This is a genomic window from Hahella sp. CR1, assembly GCF_029813005.1.
Classification (GTDB): Bacteria; Pseudomonadota; Gammaproteobacteria; order Pseudomonadales; family Oleiphilaceae; genus Hahella.
The window spans coordinates 22959-42237 of sequence record NZ_JAPELK010000010.1 but is presented as its reverse complement, the minus strand read 5'-3'; the positions used below and the strand labels follow the sequence as shown (position 1 = coordinate 42237).

Below are 19279 nucleotides of genomic sequence, written 5' to 3'. Positions count from 1 at the left end.
CTTTCGCGCCGTCTTGCCCGGCTGCAACTCAATAAGTTTTGCCGCTCTTTAAATTTCAACGGGGTGATTACGAAGTTTCAGTGTAAACAGATCCCAAGCGAAAATGCGAGCGCTTCATAACGAAAACAAACCCAAACTTTTGGCCAGATCATTATCAAACTACACCAGAAAAAAAGACCACCCTTTCAGGCTTGCTCAAGAATTTTCCAATGCGGCCTAAGTAGTTGGAATTGTTAACTTTACATCGTTAATAAAACAACGAATAGTTAGCGCTCTTTTTTGGAAATTTATAGACATAGCAGAATGAAGATCAAGTCCCAATTAATGCTCGCAATGTGCTCACTATTAATCGGCTGTGCGTCAAATCAACCTTCGGAGCCGACCCAGGTGGTGTTCACTTACGGCGATACCTTAATGTCAGCGCCTATCGACGAAAACAACGCCTTCGCCAGCGCCATGGAAACGGATACGAAGAGCGTGCAACTATCTGGAAAAATTCAGAAGCAGAACGCCGATTACATCGTGGATGTTGATTTTATCAGCAATGCGAAAGAGCCAGAAGCAAGCCACGCCTTCAACTCACAAGTCCTGGTGAAACTGGAAGAGCCGCAGGTCATTGGCAACGCTGATGAAAACGACTTTATCATCAACTTAAAAAGGTAATCGCTGAAAAAGAATATGGGGGCGCCCGGCCATAGATAGAACCTTATTAAGGTCTCGCGATTATACGTTGAGTTATTGCGCTGGGATCGCCCCTCCAGGCCAACCATAGGGGTATTTACACCTGACGGTTACCGGTAATGTCAGGTTGATTCTTTTAAAGAAGAAAAGTCTTTCCCTTTTATAAATTTCCCACTCCTCCATCCACCAACAGCTCTGCTCCCAACATGTAAGCCGATTCATCCGACGCCAGAAAAACGGCGGCTTTCGCCAGTTCCAATGGTGTTCCCATGCGCTTTAACGGCACGATTTCCTTAACCTCCTCGATCAGTTCCTGCTGCTTCTCCTCCGATAAACCAAATTTCTGAAAAGCGTCGGTATAAGTAGGCCCAGGGCTGAGAGTATTAACCCGAATTCCTTTGTGATGCAGCTCACCGGATAGCGTCCGGGAAAAAGAAATAAGTCCCGCTTTGCTCGCCGCGTACACACTGCTTTGCGCCAACCCGATCTGGGCTGAAACGCTGCCACATAAAATAATGGATGCCGAGTCAGACAATAAAGGGAGCAATGACTGAATTAAAAAGAAGGGCCCTTTCAAGTTAATGTCCATGACTCTGTCAAAACACTCTTCGTCCCATTTATCCAATGGTTTATGGGTTACATCCCCGGCATTGATATATACAATATCGATGCGCGGGAATTTGTCAGATAATTGCTGCGCCAATATAGTTTGTTGATATACTTTGCCAGCATCATTCTTTATAACCAGCGCCGACTCTCCCAGTTGATCCTGCGCATATTTCAAACCAGATTCATTACGGCCCGTGACGGCAACGGTCGCCCCTTCAAGTTGAAATTGCTTAGCGGTTTCCAAACCAATACCCGCTGTTCCACCTGTAATTAATGCATATTTCCCATCCAGCCTTTTCGACATACTACTCGCCTTTACTTGCAATTCATTAGAGGATTTATAGTATAGGCAGGCTATTTTGGTTAAAACAGTAGGTTCCAAATGGATACTAAAGAGAAAATCAGTCATTCGGATAAAAAAGTTCCTGACGACTCACGTTGTCCAATGACGGATTTCATCAACATCGTTTCCGGAAAATGGGCGATACCGACCTTATATCGCCTGATTATTACCGACGATATTATTCGATTTGGCGCCCTGCAAAGAGGCATTGGCGGCATTACGCAAAAAGAATTAACCAAACAACTCAGGACGTTCGAATCATTAGGCATCGTGTCCAGACAGGAATACCCGGAAATGCCGCCACGAGTTGAGTATCGGATTACAGAACTCGGAAAAACGCTGAAACCCACACTGGACTCACTGGCGCAGTGGATGACCGAGCATCGGGATGAGTTATTGACGAATAGTCGGAATAACGCGAGTTAAAAGGGCAGCTATTATGGAGGCTGCAAATGTCAGAGCTCTGGGAAGCATTTCAGCGCCACCTCCCAAATATGCTCACAGTCCAGCCAATCTTCAGAAGTAAGAGCCACGTGCTCTCCAGAAATCGTAGTGAGAAACGCCTCTAAAATAGATTTTCGTTTTATCTTATTCCTACTAGTTGAGAATCCCGAAAACCTGAGTATGTATATTGTTTGTAAGAAACGAGCAGTTTTTTCATCTGAACTAATAGACACTAACCACTGAAGTGCGATAGCAGAATCTGTGTCGCCCACATCGCTTTTCATATACAAATTCGCTTGGCCAGGCATTCCCTCTGCATCGTCAAATACAATCCAATTAATACCATCTAGAGTCAAGCCTGACTCGGCTAAACGTTGTCTACACATGAGCAATACCAATGGCAGAGCCGCAAACACGATCAACTCAAGAAACGCTTCGGAGTCGTCAACCTCCCATTCGCCTTCATCGTCCTCGTACTCTCTAACGAATATGCCATTATTCAATAGTTCCACTTCAATTTCTTTAACAATTGACTCTCCCAAGTTTATGTCACTTAGATCATCTATGTCACATACAGAGTCGCCAAACATATAGTTGTATCGAAATCTAAACTGCTCATAGCCGATGGCGATAAAATCGCCATCAATGGGCTGTCTATAATCACTTTTTTTCAGCAAGCTTATAATATGCTGAAGCATAGGATCATAGTACTCTACAAGCCTCTCAACTATTTTCATAAACTGCATTATAAAAGCTCCACGGATTTCGCAATCAACGGGACAAGATAGAAAACTTCATTTGAGTCGCCCCACTAACTTCTAAACTTCGTCACTTTACCTGACTCATCAACCGCCGCGTTTACCAAGCCATTCAAATCCAGGGTCGGATTCGCTTCGAGGCAGTGTTGCAGGATGTTCAACGCCACATGGGGGGCGAACATATGCGGGCCGCGGAATCTTAGCAGCAGTGTTTGAATTTTCTCGTCTTTACGGGGATTCAGCGCTTTGAAGATTTGCTCCCAGTCGGCGTCCGTCTGCACCAGTTCATTCACGACTTGACTGGCGATGCGGGCGTTCCTGGCGTTTATTCTGGCCGCCCTCGCCTCCAGTTTGTCGCGCTTATCCGCCTCCGCCAGCAGCCAACTGGCGTCCAGGGGATTTTTGGGCGAAGGTTTCGTTTTGCGTTTCTTGGCCATAATCAAGTTGAGACATGGGATGGGACTGACGAGTATCGCAATAACAGATCCCAGACTTCAATGCTTGCGAGCCCCCGCCGGGAGGCATAACCTTCGCCGTACTCTTCACAAAAGCGACAAGTTCAGCATTTCGGCTGATAGGTTCGGCCATACAGCTGGGCTATAGTTTTTCGGCATTTACGACAGCGACCTCATACACAGACTTCGGAGGCCATGCCGGGTGGTTTTGATTTCTTCAGCTCAATATAAAAATACGACGCTTAGCGCACGCGGTCCCTTCATTCTCTTCCTGCTGTTTCTCGCCATCGTTGCGTCTCCCGTGTTCGCGCACGGCGTGGCGGAAGGCGACGCGCTGTTCATCGAACAGGCGGAAGGCATGCACCTGATTCCCTTTATCTATCTCGGAGCCAAGCACATGGTGACGGGCTATGATCACCTACTGTTTCTTATCGGCGTGATTTTTTTCCTGTATCGGATGAAAGACATTGGCGTTTACGTCACGCTGTTCGCCATCGGCCACAGCGTCACTCTGTTGTACGGCGTGTTGAGCGGCGCGCAGGTTAACCCTTATCTGATCGACGCCATTATCGGTCTTTCCGTTGTCTACAAGGCGCTGGATAATCTTGGCGCTTACCCTCGCTGGTTCGGCTTTCAGCCCAACACCAAAGCGGCAGTGCTTATCTTCGGCTTTTTTCATGGCTTCGGACTGGCGACGAAGCTGCAGGATTTCACCCTGTCCCAGGATGGCCTGATCCCCAATATCATCGCCTTCAATGTGGGCGTGGAAATCGGTCAGTTACTGGCGCTGAGCGCCATTCTCATTATCATGAGTTTCTGGCGCAAAACCGACGCCTTCGCCAAGCAGGCCTTCACCGCCAATGTGCTCCTGATGAGCGCCGGATTTATGTTAATAGGCTACCAACTCACCGGCTTTTTTGTGAGTTCTTGAGACAATCGACATGCATGACATCACCCACCGCAACCGCGCTGAATCGCCATCCAGCAAAACACTGTTTAAAGCAACCGCGATCGCCATGGTAGTTGGCGCCAGCCTGCTCGTCACGACGGTGCTGCCAGCGGAATACGGCATCGATCCCACCGGCGTCGGCGGCTACCTGGGCCTGACCCAGCTCAACGCCATCGCCCCACAGGAAGCAGCAGAGCCGGTAGAAGACCCCATGATCAGCGACGCCCAACTCGCCTCCCTGCTCAACCCGGTATGGAAAAGCAGCGCCCCACTGCGCAACGACACCCTGACCATCACTCTCGGTCCCAATGAAGGAGCCGAGATCAAGGCGCAAATGCAGGAGGGCGACCGCTTCATGTTCAAATGGGAAGCGCAAGGCCCCGTCAACTTCGACATGCACGGCGAACGCCCCAATGCCGGCGACGAATTCACCAGCTATTGGGTAGGCAGAAATAAAACCAACGCCAACGGCGCCTTCCAGGCCCCCTTCGAAGGCGTTCACGGCTGGTACTGGCACAACGGCGGCAATCAACCCGTCACCGTAACCGTCACCACAACCGGGTTTTACGAGAAACTTTATAAACTGTAGTCGCAGGGGCTTCACACCATGTCAAAGAAGACACAGAAAGAGTTAAGACTGGCTGTGCTGACGCTGCTTGCCACCTTCCTGTTCGGCTGCTCCACACAGAAACTGACAATCAGCCACGCCGAGCTGTTACCCATTGACGTCAAAGAAACTAAAAAGTGGGCGAACGGAGATCCCTACTTATTTGATGGCGATTATTTGGTGATTACGTTTAAGTCCGATCAACCGATAGATACGGAAGATTTCCTCAATCAATTCCGAGCCACAATCGTGAAAGACAATGACGAAGTGGATTTCTTTGATGGCACATTAGACGGCGCATATCCCAATTACAGAAGCTTTCACGAATGTCTCACGTATCTGAAAACATTCGAATTCGACCGCATCGACTTCCAGCTAAGATACGACCCCATGATAATTCCAGACTACTCCAGCAACGTCATATCCTTCACCAAAGAAGAAGTCCTGGAAGCGACTAAAAAACCCATGCTTGAATACAAACAGGCTTTTGAATAATCCCAAACACCATACTCCCAAACCTTCACCCACGTTCATATCTACTCCAACGCCCATCCCCACTCCGTTCGCCCTGAGCCTGTCGAAGGGCGCTCCCAGGCGAATAAACGAAAATCACTCTATCCTAGAGTCGTGATGTATATGGCGGTTTCAAACTAGCGCTCTGGAAAGCCCTTCGACAGGCTCAGGGCGAACGGGGAATATGGGAGATGGAAAGTTGAGTTGAACGGAAAATAGTTGGCCCAGTTTTCATTTCGCGTGAGATTTAAGTTGATCTCAATACTTAGGACACACAGTTTTTCACCCTGCGCCATCTATCCTTCCGGTCAGTATCCTCCCAACCAGACCTAGCTAAACCGTCCTACAATCCTCCTCCAACGCTCATCCCCACTCCGTTCGCCCTGAGCCTGTCGAAGGGCCCTCCCGGGCACAGCGCCATCACACGATCTTCAAGGATCATTAGAATGTATTTCCCCTCGCGCTCATCCCCACTCCGTTCGCCCTGAGCTTGTCGAAGGGCCCTCCCGGGCGAATAAAGGAAATATCACCCTAACCCAGAGTCGTGACGCATATGACGGTTTCAAACCAGCGCTCTGAAAAGCCCTTCGACAGGCTCAGGGCGAACGGGGGAATATGGCCAGGGAATTGGAAGATATAAAACCAGAGCACCTACTCACGCCGGAGCGGTTTCATCTTCCGGGGTTGTTTTCACTTCACTCGGCGGTACGCCAAAGTAGGCTCTGACGTGGTCTTCATTCAGGTATCCGCGAACGCCAATGATGTAGACCAGAAACGGAATACCGGTGATCAAACTAACAATCAAAGACGCCCAATCTCCCATCAACATGCCGAATACAGTCAGTAACGCCCAGCCGTATATCAAGGGTCTGGCCAGCATCCAGACATACTTCGAACGCACCCACAGCAAGGGTCCGCACAGGGTCCAAGCAACGCAATTCGCCATCAGCACATAGCGGGATAAATCATCAGCTACGATGATGACCAGCACCAGGTTAAGCAACAAAAAAACTGTGTTGATGATGGATATGACTTTGATTCCCTTCGGCATGTTATCTCCTCACGAGAGCGGCGTATTGGCGTAAATAAGTCTTCACAGGCTCTCAATATGTTTGTGGGACAGGTCAGACAATGGTCGGTTCAGGAGGAGTCGGATTTAATGCATCCGACGCCTCCATTTAAGCCGGAGAAATAGTAACACAAGGTCAACTATTCTCATCCCTGTCATCCGCAGACAACCTGTCATTCGAGCACAAATAGAAGGAAGCTACTTGTCTGCTGGACTAATCTAACGCAACCAGGGGTCGCTGGTTTCAATCTCCGATATCCGCTTTGACTCGGGATCAATAACGTCGCGCCAGACGCCATCGTCATTCATGACTGACCAGGTATTCTCATCCTTGCGCAATCCCATGCGCCAGAACATCCAGGGGATGCCACGACGCCTCGCAGTCTCCGCCACATGGCGGTATTCGTTTGTCATCGTTTCCATCCCCACCTTGAGTTCTTTACCAAACTCTTCCACGAACAACAGTTTGCCCCACTGTCGCACTGACGGCAGGGCGTCGTTCAACCACTGATCCAGGTCGCCGCCGTAATAGTGCAAGGTATAGATATCCGCCGCCGGTATGTCGCCCAGTGTTTTAATATCGTCGGCGCTGCCTTTGTTGTAGTACTTATCGTAGCCGGCGATCCCCAAGGCGACGTAGGTGTCCGGGTCTTCCGCTTTCAGGTGAGCGGCCATCTGGGTCAGGAAGTTGCGGTGGATATTGTATTTCTGATCGTTCGACAGGTTCTCATCCGCCAGGGACACGCCGGATTCATTGGCGATTTCCCAAGCCAGCACCACGTCGTTAATGTCCTTCCATTTCTTATTGCCGAGATAAGGGTTTTGATGGTTAAGAAAGTGGGAGAAGCGTTTTTTATAAGCGTCTATCGCATCCTGCTGATACATCCCGACAGGGCCGAAAGCATTGTAATAGACTGAGTTGGAATCCTGTGCGTAAGCGAAGTTGATCAACGCCAGCACCATCTTTATGCCCATCTCCTGGCACTCTTGCATCAGCTTATCCATTTTCTCCAGCTGATCGTCGTGGTATACGCCCAATGGTTCCTCATAGGTCCAGCCCTTGGGTTGGATCTCCCATGGCGCATCGCCCCTGCGCGTGACAAAAACGCGTAAGACTTTCAATCCACTGTCCTTCATCGCCTGCAATTGTTTGCGACGATCCGCCTCGGACATATGCGCAAGCTGATACTGGTTGGCGCCGGCCCACAGGTGGGACACGTCAGGGTCTGGCCCCGGGCCGTCCCCCAGCGTGAATTGCAGGGCGTTCAGGTTGAAGCCGGATTGCAGCATGGTGACTCTCAGCGTGTGCGCACCAGGGCTTAACTCAATGCCGGCGTCCACCCAGGTCCAATTCTGCCAACCGCCAGTCACCGGCGCCGTCACTTCCACCGCCCTGGCGCCGTCAATGCTCACCGCGAAGCGGCCTTCGACGCTTTCCGCCGCAACCAGTGAGGACATGGTGTAAACGCCGCCCTCACTGACGTTAACGCTGTATTCCAACCATTCCCCGGGCTCGATCCAGCCGATGTTATAGCCATTGCTCGTGCTGGGCTCGATATCCACAGCATCCTGGCGCAAAGCTCCGCCTTCGTTGGTGGGAGTGGTGTCCTGGAAGGCGCCGTAATCATAGTGCTCCGCTTCCAGTACACCCGGTATCGGAATGGGCGCGCCATTATAAGGACCTTCGCCACCGCCATGATCTCCACCATCGCCATCGTCACCTCCGCTGTCGCCGTCGCCGTTATCGCCACCGCCGCTATCATCATCACAATCAGCGGGCCCGACTCGCTCCCACAGAGATCCCACCTCCGGAGTCCAGCCCGCGCCTGGATAGGCGGTGTGCGTCACCAGTGCGCGATAGATATCGCCTTGATACAGCACTTCCTGCGCGACTTGATATTGGGCTCCTTCAGCCCAGTTAGCGGGACAGTCGGCGGCGAAAACGCCCTGCGCGCCAGCGGCGCCGATGCCCGCGAGCAGCAGCTGAGCCGATAAGAGGGCGAGTCGAAATTTCTTCTTTGGCATGAATCCAGTCCTTTTTGGTCGTCGTTATTAGGGCGCATTCCCGAGTCTAGAGTGGGAATACGTCCCAAACGCCCCCCAAATGGCGTAGGAATCCATGTTTTGAAGCACAGGCCTTCGCGCCTATGTGAGAGCCCACACGGACGGCTATCAATCGCCCGAAATAACGCAGGAAACGAACAGGAACTTTCCGGGCGGACAGCGCCGCCCATTTCATGGTCTACAGTATCTTGGGCCAAGCTGACAGGGAGCTTATTGCCCCGTACGTTTGAAAGTTTTAAAGACAAAAACCAATAATCCCAAACCGCCAGAAACAACACACATCCAGAACACCCACAACCCCAAAACCATGACCCAATCGATATCGCATTCTACTTCACCAGGGTTGCGACAAAACTCGCCCATGGCGTTGTGGGAAAGTCCTAGATACGTCATAAGTGAGGCGGTTATAACGCCCAGGGTTAATGATGCTATCAACGTTTTCATAATTGGGTGATTTTTTTGTAAATTGTGGCTACACGCGCACCGTACTGGTTTACAATCTCGCGTCCAAGTACGTTGTATATTGAGGCAATTTTGGCCACTGTTGGATCAGTTACTCTGTCTTGAATCCGCTTCAACAGTAATGCGCCTACATCTATATTTTTGGATGGATTTTCCATCGTTTTCTCATTAATTGCGAGCTCTTTCCAATACTTATAATGAATATTCATGGGTAAAACAGTTACCCTGAGAGGGTATATAGAGTCATAATAACCATGTGTTGTTTCCATGTACATAACTGCTCTTATCAAGCCTGCATCAACATTATACTTTAATGAAGAAGCATCAATCATATCACTATATTTTTTTGTCTGATCAAATATACTAGCCTCAAATAAAGGCTCAGAACCATCAGCCTGAAAATTATTTGAAATATTAAAAAAAGAAACGGTATTTTTAAGAATACTTTCTTTTCGGTCAGCGGTAGCACTGAGTATAGGACGACAAGTGTTGTGAAAGTTATTGCTTATAAAAGACAGCCGCCTTTTAGTCTGAGGATCAACTGGATAGATATCAGGGTACACTATATTTCCTTGGCTAAAAAATCGAACACGAACAGAGACCTAGTTGTCAAATGATACTAAAAATACGACTCCACCAGCACCAACCAAATAGACTAGATCTCCCGAGAATGTGCTTTTTTCTCTGCATTACAGATCCTGACAAGTTTATATGCATGAAATATCCTAAAATCCTGGCTTCACTTAAAAGCGTGCTTACTATTTATGTCAAAAATAGTGCAGCTCTACTCTATAACATGCCATATTACTCGATAGGTCCACTCTCGTCATAGCGACTCTAATGACTTCAAAAGTGGCATGTGCTGATAAGGTAGGCCTCAGGAGTTTCCCGACTTTGGCGTAGCAGTGAATCCAATTCATCCCACCAGTCAATCTCTACATACACTTTTTCTGACTTACTCATTTCTTACCGTCCACACGAGTAGAAGCACCAAAGGCATCCAGCCTTAAATCCGCCAAACTTTAGCTAATGAGGAGCTCCCCCTTACCTTTTAAATACACCTACGCTCCCAACCAGGCGGGTCTCCCATAAAACGCCCTGGCCATGTTGCCGCCGTTAAGAATCTGTTCTTCAACCGTCACTCTTTCCACTCGGGTGACTGGCTGCGTATTGGTTCCGCAAAAGCTCATTGCGATGTGTCGGCCAAAAGCATCTCTTTGGCCAGTGAGCAGGACGGCGTGTCCCAGTTGGAACTGTCCGTTGTAGAGAGGTTGATTGCGGTAGGAAAAAACGACGACATCGCCTCGATTCAGTGACGCGGGAAATGGCGCCGGCCAGGGATAAAACGTCTCGTTGTGAAACATATTGCGCATTATCTGTACGCCCCAGTTGCGTCCATTGATCACCCTGGCGGTATGCGCACGGTTATAACGATCAGAGAAAAATTGTCTCGGCGCCTGGGCTGCGGCGGCGGCCAGAAACAGCATTTCAAAACAGCATATTTCTATTTGATTGGGTCCCATTGTCAGCGGGTTGGGAACATTATGATCCAGCCCTCTCGCCCAGCGTTCCATGGAGCTGGTATAACGCCAGCGACGCCCCATGACCTGAGGCGGCATAACTAACGGAGACCATGTAATCCGTCGGTTTTGTTGATGCCACTGCTCAGCAATATTAATCGCGTTTTGCACATGTATTAATGCCATAAGTAAATCCCTGATCCCTGCTGAATTCTGTGTCCAGATTCTTTTATTAATCTCAGCTCAACTTCAACGCGCCAGCTTTCCACGTCATTCACTGACGCTGCATTTTTCGTTTAAGTTAGCGCCCACCTGAAACAAAACCCTTTATCGTTTTTATTGGAAATTTACCTTCACGCAGAGTGAATGGCGGCACGATCCGCTCCCTGTTTCCCGGTTTAGTCAGACCATCCAAGATACAAGACAGAAGCCCTTGTTCAATTATCAACGCCAGTTCAGCTCGCGCCAAAAAGCAAGCATCATTGCCTTATAGTATCAAACACCACCTATCGAGCCTTTCGCGAAACGGGAAGTTTTTCCCTTTATTTTCATGTTAATTAGCGCATTTTATCGCTAATTGTTTGCAAGCTGGCTTTTAGACCAAACAGCCTCGAACAAAAGACAAATTGCTTTCACTCGTCTAATTACTAGAATTATTGCTTTTCTTGCACACCTAAGGAAAGCGAAATGCAAAACAACAACCTCCCTGCTCAGCATCAACTTTTGCCGCTGGAAAACCCGCTCCCTGCTTGGAACTCTCAAACTCCCAAGGCTGGCAAAAAGCTGATGATCACCAGAGAAGCAAATGTCTTTATGCGCAGCCTGAATCTGTATGAGAAAACCCAGGTATACAAAGAGGCCCTCAAACTAACCAGCGACGGCGGCTATGGCTGGAACAGCAGAGGTTTTCAAAAAGCGCCCATGTTTATGCGTCATAAGATCTGCTCAGGCGGAGTCAGTTTTATGTACAGCGTGAATCCCGAGATGATTGTTATTAATCGGATGAAACTGGAGCGGGAAATTACACAGGTTGAAACACCGGCGAACATGCAGCAGATGGGGTTGTTTGAAATCCACCGAGCCTCAAGTGTTAGATGGCATGAGGGAACGACGGCTCAAGATATTGAAAGGCTGGCTAATTCATGGGGAGCCCCTGTATTAGTGCCCACAATTCGCACTGAGCACGTTGCCATTAATGGCATGTCAAATGACCTTAAAAAAGCCTCATGGTTGATGGGCGTTCATATGGACACCGCCTATTGGGACGACTACGCCAAAGCCTATACGCTTATCTACAACCCAACTCGTGGGAAAATCGATTTCTTCGAATGTATCGCGGATACAATATCCACTACCAAACTGGCGAAATTTCTGGCGGTTATGTTGATCGAAAACCAGCAAAAAGGTTTGAAACGTAAATGGACGGCGCACAGTCAAGGTGGCATTATCCTGACGCGAGCCGTTGAGTTGATTAATCAGAGAGGCATACGCCTGGAGGGACAAAGAGTCTCCATTCATGCGGGAGGTAACGAGAAGACTCGCGCAGAGAAAGCCTTCAAGCAGGCCGGTTTAACCATTGATGAAATCAAGCGGGATCACCCAAACGACCTCGTGCCAAACCTTGCTGGTTTCAATGACCTCTCCCCCGGTTCTTTCTTGCGCAGCATGAACAACATGTTCCTGGTATTCCGCGATAAGCGTCCTGTGCAGGCCAGCCCCCATACGTTACCCTTCCTCAGCGCCGAATGCGCCATCAGGCATCTGCAAATGAATGGCTACCAAAGAAAAGCGGAAAGGCTGGCGAAGCACACAATGAAAGAGTTAGGCCTATTATGATCAACCAGCTACTCAAACCGATCTTAACAGGCAAAGGGCCAGATTTTTCAGAACTGGCAGCAAAGGAACTCATCATCGGAGACTACCGGCTGAAGTATCAACTGCCAGGGAACGCCATTGATATTGGCATACCTAAGAAGCCCAATCCTTCGCATTTAAATCTAAATAGTGATCTGTTTGCGACGTATGAGTGCGACAAAGAATTCAACCGCACCTTTGTGCAAATGGGTTTTGAGTGGTGGGCCTATCGCGGGTTTTTCCTACAAGGCAGTTTTGGCCAACTAGGAAGAATGTCTTTGCATGTGGATGTTAATCGCGCAGAGCCTCATACCCCCTTATCAGAGGGCGACCTCGATAATTTAGAGTCCTATCTGAAACAAGAGTATTGGACATACTACGAAACAGAAGAAACAGGCGGCGGCATAAACCTGAGAGCCAGACAGCACTACGAAAATAACAAGGTTTTGATGGGCGACACGCCTGTCTCCGGCTTTCTGGTGAAACTACCTGATCCCTACACCAAAGAACGCATCCATGGCGTCGACTGGCTCTCCTACCACATCAACTCGGAAGGCATGGCCGGACACCACCACACCTACTACTGGGCCTATCCCCTAAACAAGGATTTCTACCTCACCGTCAGTTTCTGGATGCAGCTCGAAATAGGAAACCGATCAATGCGGTCCGAACGAATGCGCGATGACGCCAGACGTATCATGTCCATGATGGAGCTTCGTAAGGGCTGATAATGATCAACCAATTACTCAAACCTGCGTTAACAGGCAAAGGGCCGAATTTTGCTGAGCTTACCGCAAAGGAATGCAGGATCGGGCGCTATGACTTGCACTACAAGCTTCCCGGAAATGTGATTGATATTGGGAGAGCAAGAAGACCAAAACCGACGCAGCTTAATTTGCAGCAAGGTCTATTTAGCTCATATGAAACCATGCAGAGGTTCAACCGAGCTTTTGTACAAATAGAATTCGAGTGGTGGGCTTACAGGGGGCTATTCTTGCAAGGCCATTTCGGCAAACTCAGCGACATGAGCGTCACTATCGACGTTAACCGTTCAGAACCTCAGTCCCCGCTAGTTGAGGGAGACCTCGATAGCCTGGAGACATACCTGAAAAAGGACTTATGGGACTACTACGAAACCGAGAAAAATAAAGACGGAAAACCCGGAGCCAACTGGGAAGCGCGGTACGCATTTGAGCACCCAGAGGAAATGAGCGCCCAAGGTTACATTCCACTCGGGAAACTCGTCTTAGTCACCCATCTGCCGGAAGTCTACTACAGACAAGAAATCAACGGCGTCGACTGGCTGCACTACGGCATTCGCGGCGAAGGCGTCGGCCGAGGTCTGAACTACTACTGGGCTTATCCATTGGGCGCTGGTTACTACCTAACATTCAATTTTCATTTGACCTCCGAAGTGGGCGACAAAGAGCTGAGATACCAACGCATGTACGAAGACGCCAAGCGCATTATGTCGATGGTCGCGCTTCGAAAAGCCTGATAGTTAAGAAATTATTGGGCTTACTATGATCAAGCAGCTGTTGAAGCGACTTTTAACGGGCAAAGGGTTAGATTTTTCTGAACTTACGGTGAAGGAATACAGGATGGTGCGCTATGACTTGCACTTCAGGCTACCCGGAAAAGCCAATTTTGCCTTTTGCGAGTAGGCATACATATTATAACGCTTCAAAATAAAACAATTGAAAGGACGATACTAAGCAAAATGAAGTTAATAATTTTTGACTGTGATGGAACACTCGTCGACAGTGAACATTTATGCAATTTAGCTCTACACGAGGAGTTAGCTCTACTAGGCTTAGAAAGCAACCCGACAACTCTCTTAAACAACTATCGTGGAATGAAATTAGCGAGGATCATCGAATCCATAGAACAACAATACAGAAAAGTACTTCCAAAAGAATTTGAAGTCAACTATCGACACAGGATGAATCAGCTAATATCAACAAATTTAAAGCCTAACAATGGGGTGTTAGAGTTATTAGAAACGCTCGACATTCCCTTTTGTGTGGCATCTTCAGCTCCAATGGAGAAAATCCTACTGTCGCTGAGAGTAACTGGATTGCTGGACTATTTTAGAGGCAATATTTTCAGCTCATATGAAATAAACTCTTGGAAACCTGAACCGGATATTTTTCTACATGCGGCAAAAAGCATGAATAAATCCCCCGCAGACTGTCTCGTTGTAGAAGACAGTTATGTTGGCATCGAGGCGGCATTCAATGCCAAGATGAAGTCCGCATACTACAGCCCGACATCTGTCGACAAACCCAAGTTCAATGAAATTATTATCAACAATATTGTCGAAGTTATAGATGTCATTAAAAATGAAACATCGTCTATCTCAGGCTTATTTTAATAGGGTACGATACGATTACAGATGTACAAGTAACGTCAAGCGCAGGCACGCAATCACTAGGCAGTTTCTGTAGTGAACTTTTGGGTTCAGGAGCAAATACCCAATATGTGGCGCCTACGCCTAAAAATAGCACCGCCAAACCAAATAAATTGAAATTATATGTTACGAGAGAGAAGTTATTTGAAATTACCATAGATATGATAAAGAAAAATTGTCAAACTGAAAAACTGCACATATAAACAGAGTTGTTTGAAATGAGTAAGAGAATTCGAGTTTTTGAAGCGCCAGGTGGAGAAGCAGCTACGCTGCCTATAGAACCATCTATGTGGCATAGTGAGCGAAGTGCGTATATCCCCCTTGATCATTGGTTATTAATTTTGGAGTTTGTACGGGAAATTATGCCAGGCAAGGCGGATTTCTTGGAGAATATGACTTTCGGATCATACAAATATAATTATTACTTGAATCTATCTAAAAGTGAGCAGACAAGCATTATTGATCTTTTGTATTCTGTTCAAGATAAATTAAGGAATAGTCCCTCGATTTTATCTCTGAAAGATAGAGTTGATGATTTTTACGACGAATTTGAAAATGAAGAATATTGCAAAATGATCGAAGCCGTTATTGCGGTTTATGAGGAAGCGAGGAGATTACAAAGTCCTGTCTGTGTGTATAACGATTAAGCTGTTCCAGACAGTGGTGATGAGCTAATTACAGTTTACACAGGTCCATTGCAATGGATTACCGGTTTAAGGTTTCGTTGTACCAATAAACTACTCCTTAGTGCAGACAGCCACTTCTCGACTTGAGACGGGTTTTGCTCATACGCTTTCTTCACCGGCTTCTGCGGCGTGAAACCCCAGGCGGTCAGATAACTGCCAACCGTTCGGATCGCCAAGTGCTCTCCCGTCTCCTGCGCAATAAGCTGTTGCACCGCCTTACGGGTCCAGAGCGCATACTCCAGCTTGAGCTGGTCCGGGCTTTTATCGACAATCAAACATCTGATTCGGTTCTCCTGCCCTGGCGTTAATCGCTGTCCCGAACCGGGCTCTCGTCCCCGGGGCTTGGATTTAATCCCGCTAACCCCTTGCGCTTCATAAGCTCTGATCCACTTTCCCACCGTCAGGTTATGGACACCGACCTTATCGGCTATTTCCTGATAGCTATACCCCTGCTTGCGCAGTCGCACGGCCTGTTTTCTTTTTTCTTCCTGCGCTGAGGCAGGTAATGAGCGAGCGTCTTCTATAATCATATGGGCAGCGTGTCATGCCTATATCGATGCCAGGTTAATAATAAACAACAACTTCAGATAAGGCGAAAGCTGATAAAAATGACTCAGCAGACGCCACCGCCCCCAGCAGTCTTCTTTGCGATGATCACCACGCCCCATCCTAGTGCACTGATTCCCATACAAAAAACCACTACGCACCAAAATCGCACCGCACTTTTCTTCAACTTTGCGGGCTGGGTCACGGTAGGGAGAATCTGTTGTGATTGAGGGTTGTAGGTGAAACTTATCACGATTAGTTTAAGCGGCTAATGGGTCACTCCATTGCAATGGATTACCGGTTTAAGGTTTCGTTGTACCAATAAACTACTCCTTAATGCAGATGATGGCGTCACATCTATCGGGTGGAGCAGTGTATTTTCCTATTCCCGCGCTTCGAGGAAGTGTTTGGAAAAGTATCAGGGAGTGACGCCACACCGCCGACACAGAGAGCCTGTCGATCCAGTATTTATCAGGAATACGCGACAACGGCTCTTCCTGCATAGCCAGACGCCTTCACAGTCAACACGCCGACGATTCAAAGAAAAATAAACTCGATGACTTCGCACTGACGTCAGCGATGGCGCCGTAGAGGAGTCTTACACCGCTAAACAACTGATTCGGAAAATAGATGAGGTGCTTTTTATGAAGCTATCTATGATCATGGTTTTGTTAGTATTGGCTGGACAATTGTCCGGCTGCGGAGGGAACGACGACAATAAGTCGGAAGGGACTCAAGCGAGCGACGATAGTAGCGGCGATGTGGCGCCCGACGATAATTCTTCATCCAATGATGACGCCCCGCTGGAACCGACATCGCTGCGTTCGGTTGAGTTCGCCCAGTCTCACGTTATTCCTCCAAGCGGTCTGAGCTGGGACCTTAAAGAATCCGGCGAGCTGCAATTGGTCGAAAAAAGAGACACGCTGGTATTGGCCACCTTCGACGAGGCCGTGCAGGCTGCAGAAGTGCGCGTTTATGATAAAAACCATCAGTTACTTTCTTCCCTGAACCTGTCAAAGCCGAGCAATCTTCCTCCCACTGAAGGCGACGATCTGCCCTACTCGGACGACGCCTGGTCGGCGGTGATTCCGTCTGATGACATGTCTAAAGGCGTGAATATCCGCGTCGTCGCGCAAGGTAAGAGCGCATCGGAAACCGTCACGCCCGCCATGCATCCTGAATTGGATCTCACTATTCAATCACTGCCCTTTCTGATCTACGGCGTCAATGAAAGCAATATCCCGTTTAAAATCGACGACCTGAAAGTAATGTTCGCAGACCCCGACACCGCCGGACAGGGCTTTGCGGGAATGCCCTTCTCAAAGACCCATATCGTTAACCATCCGTTGGGAGTGTTTGAATCGGACTATCTGATTGTACCGCCGTCAGGCTCGGCTCCGGCGAAGAAAGTGGAATCTGCGGCGGACCCGGACTATTCCAGACCGATTCTGGATATGGTCTGGCACATCGAATACGCCCTGGGCGACATGGCGCTGAACAAAATCACCTTCGCCCCTTCCATGCTCATCGACCACTCCAAAACGGGTCCGATTAAAACCCGTGGACTGGGCGGCGTGGCTTACACCGGCTCCGGGGCGTCTATGGGCTACCCCTCTCTCGGACTGCTTTGGCACGAAGGCGGACACGCCATCGGTCTTCCACACTCGTTGAGCGGCAGCAAAGACGCGAATGGCCCCTACTATCCCTATGCAGAGGGCAGTTTAAGCGGCTCCGTCTGGGGATATGATCAATACAGGGGCTATTTCCGCTCTCCCCTTACCGCGCCGACTTCCCGCTACTTCGTCTGTAGCGGAGAAAGAGGCGGTGGCGTTTTCCAGAAAAACGCGGAAGGACGCTGCTATCGATTCGACCCAATGCACTCTGCGGACGAGCAAAAAGACCCCGATGCCGACTTCCCGTTATTCTCGGATTTTAATGCAGGAAAAATGCAGCGCTGGGTGCGTAACCGCGCCAGGATGAATCCCTCCAACGATGGTTTTCAGGTGCTTGACGATAACGGCGACTGGGCGGACTTTGTTCCAGAAACCAAACACTACGCGGGATGGCATATCAAGGAACACTTCCCCGTGTCGTTTGATGAAACCACTGACTTCATCATGGTCACGTACAGCCTCGCGGGGACCGACGCTGCGTCGCAGTTCTATAACCCGATCCGGTACAAAGGAAACGCCATTGAGTATGTCGACGCGATCGATCAGGACGACCTCAACAGCATTAACGCCGATATCTCAAGCGGCGCCAGAGCTAAATACTCCGATTACTGCCGACGCCAGGGGTGTGACTTCACCCTCAAGGTCACCTACGAAGACGGCTCGACCTCATACCGAGTGTTAAAAGGAAGCGCCCGCAAGGATTGGCAACCTTCTGTGTGGAAGGACGACTATCTGAATGAAAACAGTAAAGACAGCTATCTGTTTTGGGCGGTAGCGCTGGTGGCGCCCGAGGGCGCGCCGAAGGTGAAAAAGCTTGAGCTGCTCGACACGCCCATGCTGTGGAATTTGAGCCCCACCGCTGTTATGGCGGCGAAAGCGCTGGTCGTCAAACAGCTGTAGCAGCTATACACATTCAGCTTGCCCCCAATGCTTGAGCGTTCAGCTTTAGAAAACCGAAGCGACTTATGCGCCGAGGCTTTCTTAGCAAGAGCGGAATCAAGCTTGGGGGAAAGTTTCACGTTATTTAAGTCGCCGTTTGCGAAGGTCTTCAGTTGGAGGCGTTAGCCTCCAACTCAAACGCTTCATCATATTTCACCACGCCGACTGGCGTCTCTCCCCCAAACCCCAGCGCCATAAAGTACTCCGGCGGTACGCCGGGTAACTCCAGACCAGGATGAGGTTTAAAGCCGAAACGGCCGTAGTAATCGGGTTCACCGAGGAGCACACAGCCAGCGGCGTTGTTATGCGCTTGCAGGCAGCTCAATGCTTCCCTGATAAGGGCGGAGCCAATGCCCTGGCCTTGTCGATCCGGGTGTACGGAAACCGGGCCGAGGCCGTACCAGTTTTGAATATTAGCGGCATCGGCTTGCCCAGAACTTTGATGGCCCTGGATAGCCACCGGGGAAATAGCGATGTGGCCGATCAGTTCGCCCTGCGCTTCCGCCACCAGTGAAATGGTCAACTTACCACGCTGCCTGAGCGCATTGACGATGTGTTGCTCCGTATGACTGGTATGAGGCGCGTTCAGGAACGCTTGTTCGGTGACGCGGGTGATCGCTTCTAAGTCGCCGGGTTGTTCATTGCGAATATGGAAATTCATGTGTTGTCTCGTTGTTGCTTGCCAAACAAGGCTAGC

21 protein-coding genes are annotated in these 19279 nt (G+C 49.1%); 11 read left to right on the top strand and 10 right to left on the bottom strand.

Features of this window, described 5'->3' with window-relative positions; translation table 11 throughout:
• Window positions 1–303: 303 nt before the first annotated feature.
• Entirely contained in the window at window positions 304–663 is a 360-nt protein-coding gene (locus tag ONV78_RS22085; RefSeq protein ID WP_279506449.1) for a hypothetical protein, read from the top strand.
• 178 nt (window positions 664–841) lie between these two features.
• Here ONV78_RS22085 and ONV78_RS22080 read toward each other — a convergent pair whose 3' ends face one another.
• Window positions 842–1594 (bottom strand): SDR family oxidoreductase, encoded by a 753-nt coding sequence (locus ONV78_RS22080; RefSeq protein ID WP_279506446.1) that lies wholly within the window; start codon window positions 1592–1594, stop codon window positions 842–844.
• A 78-nt stretch (window positions 1595–1672) separates the two neighbouring features.
• Between ONV78_RS22080 and ONV78_RS22075 the strand changes: the two genes are divergently transcribed.
• Window positions 1673–2059 carry a helix-turn-helix domain-containing protein gene (locus ONV78_RS22075; protein ID WP_279506444.1) on the top strand — a complete coding sequence of 129 codons (387 nt, stop codon included), beginning with the start codon at window positions 1673–1675 and terminating at the stop codon, window positions 2057–2059.
• A gap of 29 nt (window positions 2060–2088) precedes the next feature.
• Here ONV78_RS22075 and ONV78_RS22070 read toward each other — a convergent pair whose 3' ends face one another.
• Window positions 2089–2823: a hypothetical protein gene (locus tag ONV78_RS22070; protein WP_279506440.1), complete on the bottom strand. Its 735-nt coding sequence runs from the start codon at window positions 2821–2823 to the stop codon at window positions 2089–2091.
• A 65-nt stretch (window positions 2824–2888) separates the two neighbouring features.
• Window positions 2889–3272, bottom strand: a complete 384-nt coding sequence (locus ONV78_RS22065) for a hypothetical protein (protein ID WP_279506438.1) — start codon at window positions 3270–3272, stop codon at window positions 2889–2891.
• A 280-nt stretch (window positions 3273–3552) separates the two neighbouring features.
• Here ONV78_RS22065 and ONV78_RS22060 point away from each other — a divergent pair, with 280 nt between their 5' ends.
• The 3 genes from ONV78_RS22060 to ONV78_RS22050 are packed head-to-tail and all read left to right on the top strand — an operon-like array spanning window position 3553 to window position 5341.
• Window positions 3553–4221, top strand: a complete 669-nt coding sequence (locus ONV78_RS22060) for a HupE/UreJ family protein (protein WP_279506766.1) — start codon at window positions 3553–3555, stop codon at window positions 4219–4221.
• A gap of 10 nt (window positions 4222–4231) precedes the next feature.
• Window positions 4232–4828 (top strand): hypothetical protein, encoded by a 597-nt coding sequence (locus ONV78_RS22055; RefSeq protein WP_279506436.1) that lies wholly within the window; start codon window positions 4232–4234, stop codon window positions 4826–4828.
• A gap of 18 nt (window positions 4829–4846) precedes the next feature.
• Entirely contained in the window at window positions 4847–5341 is a 495-nt protein-coding gene (locus tag ONV78_RS22050) for a hypothetical protein (protein ID WP_279506433.1), read from the top strand.
• Between the two features lie 673 nt (window positions 5342–6014).
• Here the strand turns inward: ONV78_RS22050 and ONV78_RS22045 are convergent.
• The 5 genes from ONV78_RS22045 to ONV78_RS22025 form a co-directional block, all read right to left on the bottom strand.
• The gene (locus tag ONV78_RS22045) at window positions 6015–6410 is read right to left on the bottom strand and encodes a hypothetical protein (RefSeq protein WP_279506430.1); all 396 of its coding nucleotides are present in this window, start codon (window positions 6408–6410) and stop codon (window positions 6015–6017) included.
• Window positions 6411–6647: 237 nt separating this feature from the next.
• Window positions 6648–8453 (bottom strand): carbohydrate-binding protein, encoded by a 1806-nt coding sequence (locus ONV78_RS22040; protein WP_279506428.1) that lies wholly within the window; start codon window positions 8451–8453, stop codon window positions 6648–6650.
• A gap of 249 nt (window positions 8454–8702) precedes the next feature.
• Entirely contained in the window at window positions 8703–8936 is a 234-nt protein-coding gene (locus ONV78_RS22035; protein ID WP_279506426.1) for a hypothetical protein, read from the bottom strand.
• Complete coding sequence (locus ONV78_RS22030) at window positions 8933–9517, bottom strand: hypothetical protein (RefSeq protein ID WP_279506424.1); 585 nt, start codon at window positions 9515–9517, stop codon at window positions 8933–8935. Before ONV78_RS22030 ends, ONV78_RS22035 begins: the two co-directional genes overlap by 4 nt.
• A 498-nt stretch (window positions 9518–10015) precedes the next feature.
• Entirely contained in the window at window positions 10016–10660 is a 645-nt protein-coding gene (locus ONV78_RS22025) for a hypothetical protein (protein ID WP_279506422.1), read from the bottom strand.
• 501 nt (window positions 10661–11161) lie between these two features.
• Between ONV78_RS22025 and ONV78_RS22020 the strand changes: the two genes are divergently transcribed.
• The 5 genes from ONV78_RS22020 to ONV78_RS22000 all read left to right on the top strand — a co-directional run bounded on the left by ONV78_RS22020 (window position 11162) and on the right by ONV78_RS22000 (window position 15385).
• A complete protein-coding gene (locus ONV78_RS22020; protein ID WP_279506421.1) occupies window positions 11162–12310 on the top strand; it encodes a hypothetical protein in 1149 nt (382 codons plus the stop codon).
• On the top strand, window positions 12307–13056 hold the full coding sequence (locus tag ONV78_RS22015; protein WP_279506420.1) for a hypothetical protein: 750 nt from the start codon (window positions 12307–12309) through the stop codon (window positions 13054–13056). Before ONV78_RS22020 ends, ONV78_RS22015 begins: the two co-directional genes overlap by 4 nt.
• A 2-nt stretch (window positions 13057–13058) precedes the next feature.
• Window positions 13059–13826 carry a hypothetical protein gene (locus ONV78_RS22010; protein WP_279506419.1) on the top strand — a complete coding sequence of 256 codons (768 nt, stop codon included), beginning with the start codon at window positions 13059–13061 and terminating at the stop codon, window positions 13824–13826.
• 222 nt (window positions 13827–14048) lie between these two features.
• Window positions 14049–14702 (top strand): HAD-IA family hydrolase, encoded by a 654-nt coding sequence (locus ONV78_RS22005; RefSeq protein ID WP_279506418.1) that lies wholly within the window; start codon window positions 14049–14051, stop codon window positions 14700–14702.
• Between the two features lie 254 nt (window positions 14703–14956).
• Window positions 14957–15385, top strand: coding sequence for a hypothetical protein (locus tag ONV78_RS22000; protein WP_279506417.1), 429 nt, complete (start codon window positions 14957–14959; stop codon window positions 15383–15385).
• A gap of 35 nt (window positions 15386–15420) precedes the next feature.
• On the opposite strand, the gene ONV78_RS21995 is transcribed toward ONV78_RS22000, so the two are convergent.
• The gene (locus ONV78_RS21995; RefSeq protein WP_279506416.1) at window positions 15421–15954 is read right to left on the bottom strand and encodes an IS630 family transposase; all 534 of its coding nucleotides are present in this window, start codon (window positions 15952–15954) and stop codon (window positions 15421–15423) included.
• Window positions 15955–16614: 660 nt separating this feature from the next.
• Between ONV78_RS21995 and ONV78_RS21990 the strand changes: the two genes are divergently transcribed.
• Complete coding sequence (locus ONV78_RS21990; RefSeq protein ID WP_279506414.1) at window positions 16615–18543, top strand: M66 family metalloprotease; 1929 nt, start codon at window positions 16615–16617, stop codon at window positions 18541–18543.
• A 148-nt stretch (window positions 18544–18691) separates the two neighbouring features.
• On the opposite strand, the gene ONV78_RS21985 is transcribed toward ONV78_RS21990, so the two are convergent.
• On the bottom strand, window positions 18692–19243 hold the full coding sequence (locus ONV78_RS21985) for an N-acetyltransferase (protein ID WP_279506412.1): 552 nt from the start codon (window positions 19241–19243) through the stop codon (window positions 18692–18694).
• Window positions 19244–19279 lie beyond the last annotated feature (36 nt).

Excerpts from the sequence above, each read along its gene's own strand:
- ONV78_RS22085 (WP_279506449.1), top strand. The coding sequence starts at position 304 with ATGAAGATCAAGTCCCAATTAATGCTCGCAATGTGCTCACTATTAATC.
- ONV78_RS22080 (WP_279506446.1), bottom strand. The coding sequence starts at position 1,594 with ATGTCGAAAAGGCTGGATGGGAAATATGCATTAATTACAGGTGGAACA.
- ONV78_RS22075 (WP_279506444.1), top strand. The coding sequence starts at position 1,673 with ATGGATACTAAAGAGAAAATCAGTCATTCGGATAAAAAAGTTCCTGAC.
- ONV78_RS22070 (WP_279506440.1), bottom strand. The coding sequence starts at position 2,823 with ATGCAGTTTATGAAAATAGTTGAGAGGCTTGTAGAGTACTATGATCCT.
- ONV78_RS22065 (WP_279506438.1), bottom strand. The coding sequence starts at position 3,272 with ATGGCCAAGAAACGCAAAACGAAACCTTCGCCCAAAAATCCCCTGGAC.
- ONV78_RS22055 (WP_279506436.1), top strand. The coding sequence starts at position 4,232 with ATGCATGACATCACCCACCGCAACCGCGCTGAATCGCCATCCAGCAAA.
- ONV78_RS22050 (WP_279506433.1), top strand. The coding sequence starts at position 4,847 with ATGTCAAAGAAGACACAGAAAGAGTTAAGACTGGCTGTGCTGACGCTG.
- ONV78_RS22045 (WP_279506430.1), bottom strand. The coding sequence starts at position 6,410 with ATGCCGAAGGGAATCAAAGTCATATCCATCATCAACACAGTTTTTTTG.
- ONV78_RS22040 (WP_279506428.1), bottom strand. The coding sequence starts at position 8,453 with ATGCCAAAGAAGAAATTTCGACTCGCCCTCTTATCGGCTCAGCTGCTG.
- ONV78_RS22035 (WP_279506426.1), bottom strand. The coding sequence starts at position 8,936 with ATGAAAACGTTGATAGCATCATTAACCCTGGGCGTTATAACCGCCTCA.
- ONV78_RS22025 (WP_279506422.1), bottom strand. The coding sequence starts at position 10,660 with ATGGCATTAATACATGTGCAAAACGCGATTAATATTGCTGAGCAGTGG.
- ONV78_RS22020 (WP_279506421.1), top strand. The coding sequence starts at position 11,162 with ATGCAAAACAACAACCTCCCTGCTCAGCATCAACTTTTGCCGCTGGAA.
- ONV78_RS22015 (WP_279506420.1), top strand. The coding sequence starts at position 12,307 with ATGATCAACCAGCTACTCAAACCGATCTTAACAGGCAAAGGGCCAGAT.
- ONV78_RS22010 (WP_279506419.1), top strand. The coding sequence starts at position 13,059 with ATGATCAACCAATTACTCAAACCTGCGTTAACAGGCAAAGGGCCGAAT.
- ONV78_RS22005 (WP_279506418.1), top strand. The coding sequence starts at position 14,049 with ATGAAGTTAATAATTTTTGACTGTGATGGAACACTCGTCGACAGTGAA.
- ONV78_RS22000 (WP_279506417.1), top strand. The coding sequence starts at position 14,957 with ATGAGTAAGAGAATTCGAGTTTTTGAAGCGCCAGGTGGAGAAGCAGCT.
- ONV78_RS21995 (WP_279506416.1), bottom strand. The coding sequence starts at position 15,954 with ATGATTATAGAAGACGCTCGCTCATTACCTGCCTCAGCGCAGGAAGAA.
- ONV78_RS21990 (WP_279506414.1), top strand. The coding sequence starts at position 16,615 with ATGAAGCTATCTATGATCATGGTTTTGTTAGTATTGGCTGGACAATTG.
- ONV78_RS21985 (WP_279506412.1), bottom strand. The coding sequence starts at position 19,243 with ATGAATTTCCATATTCGCAATGAACAACCCGGCGACTTAGAAGCGATC.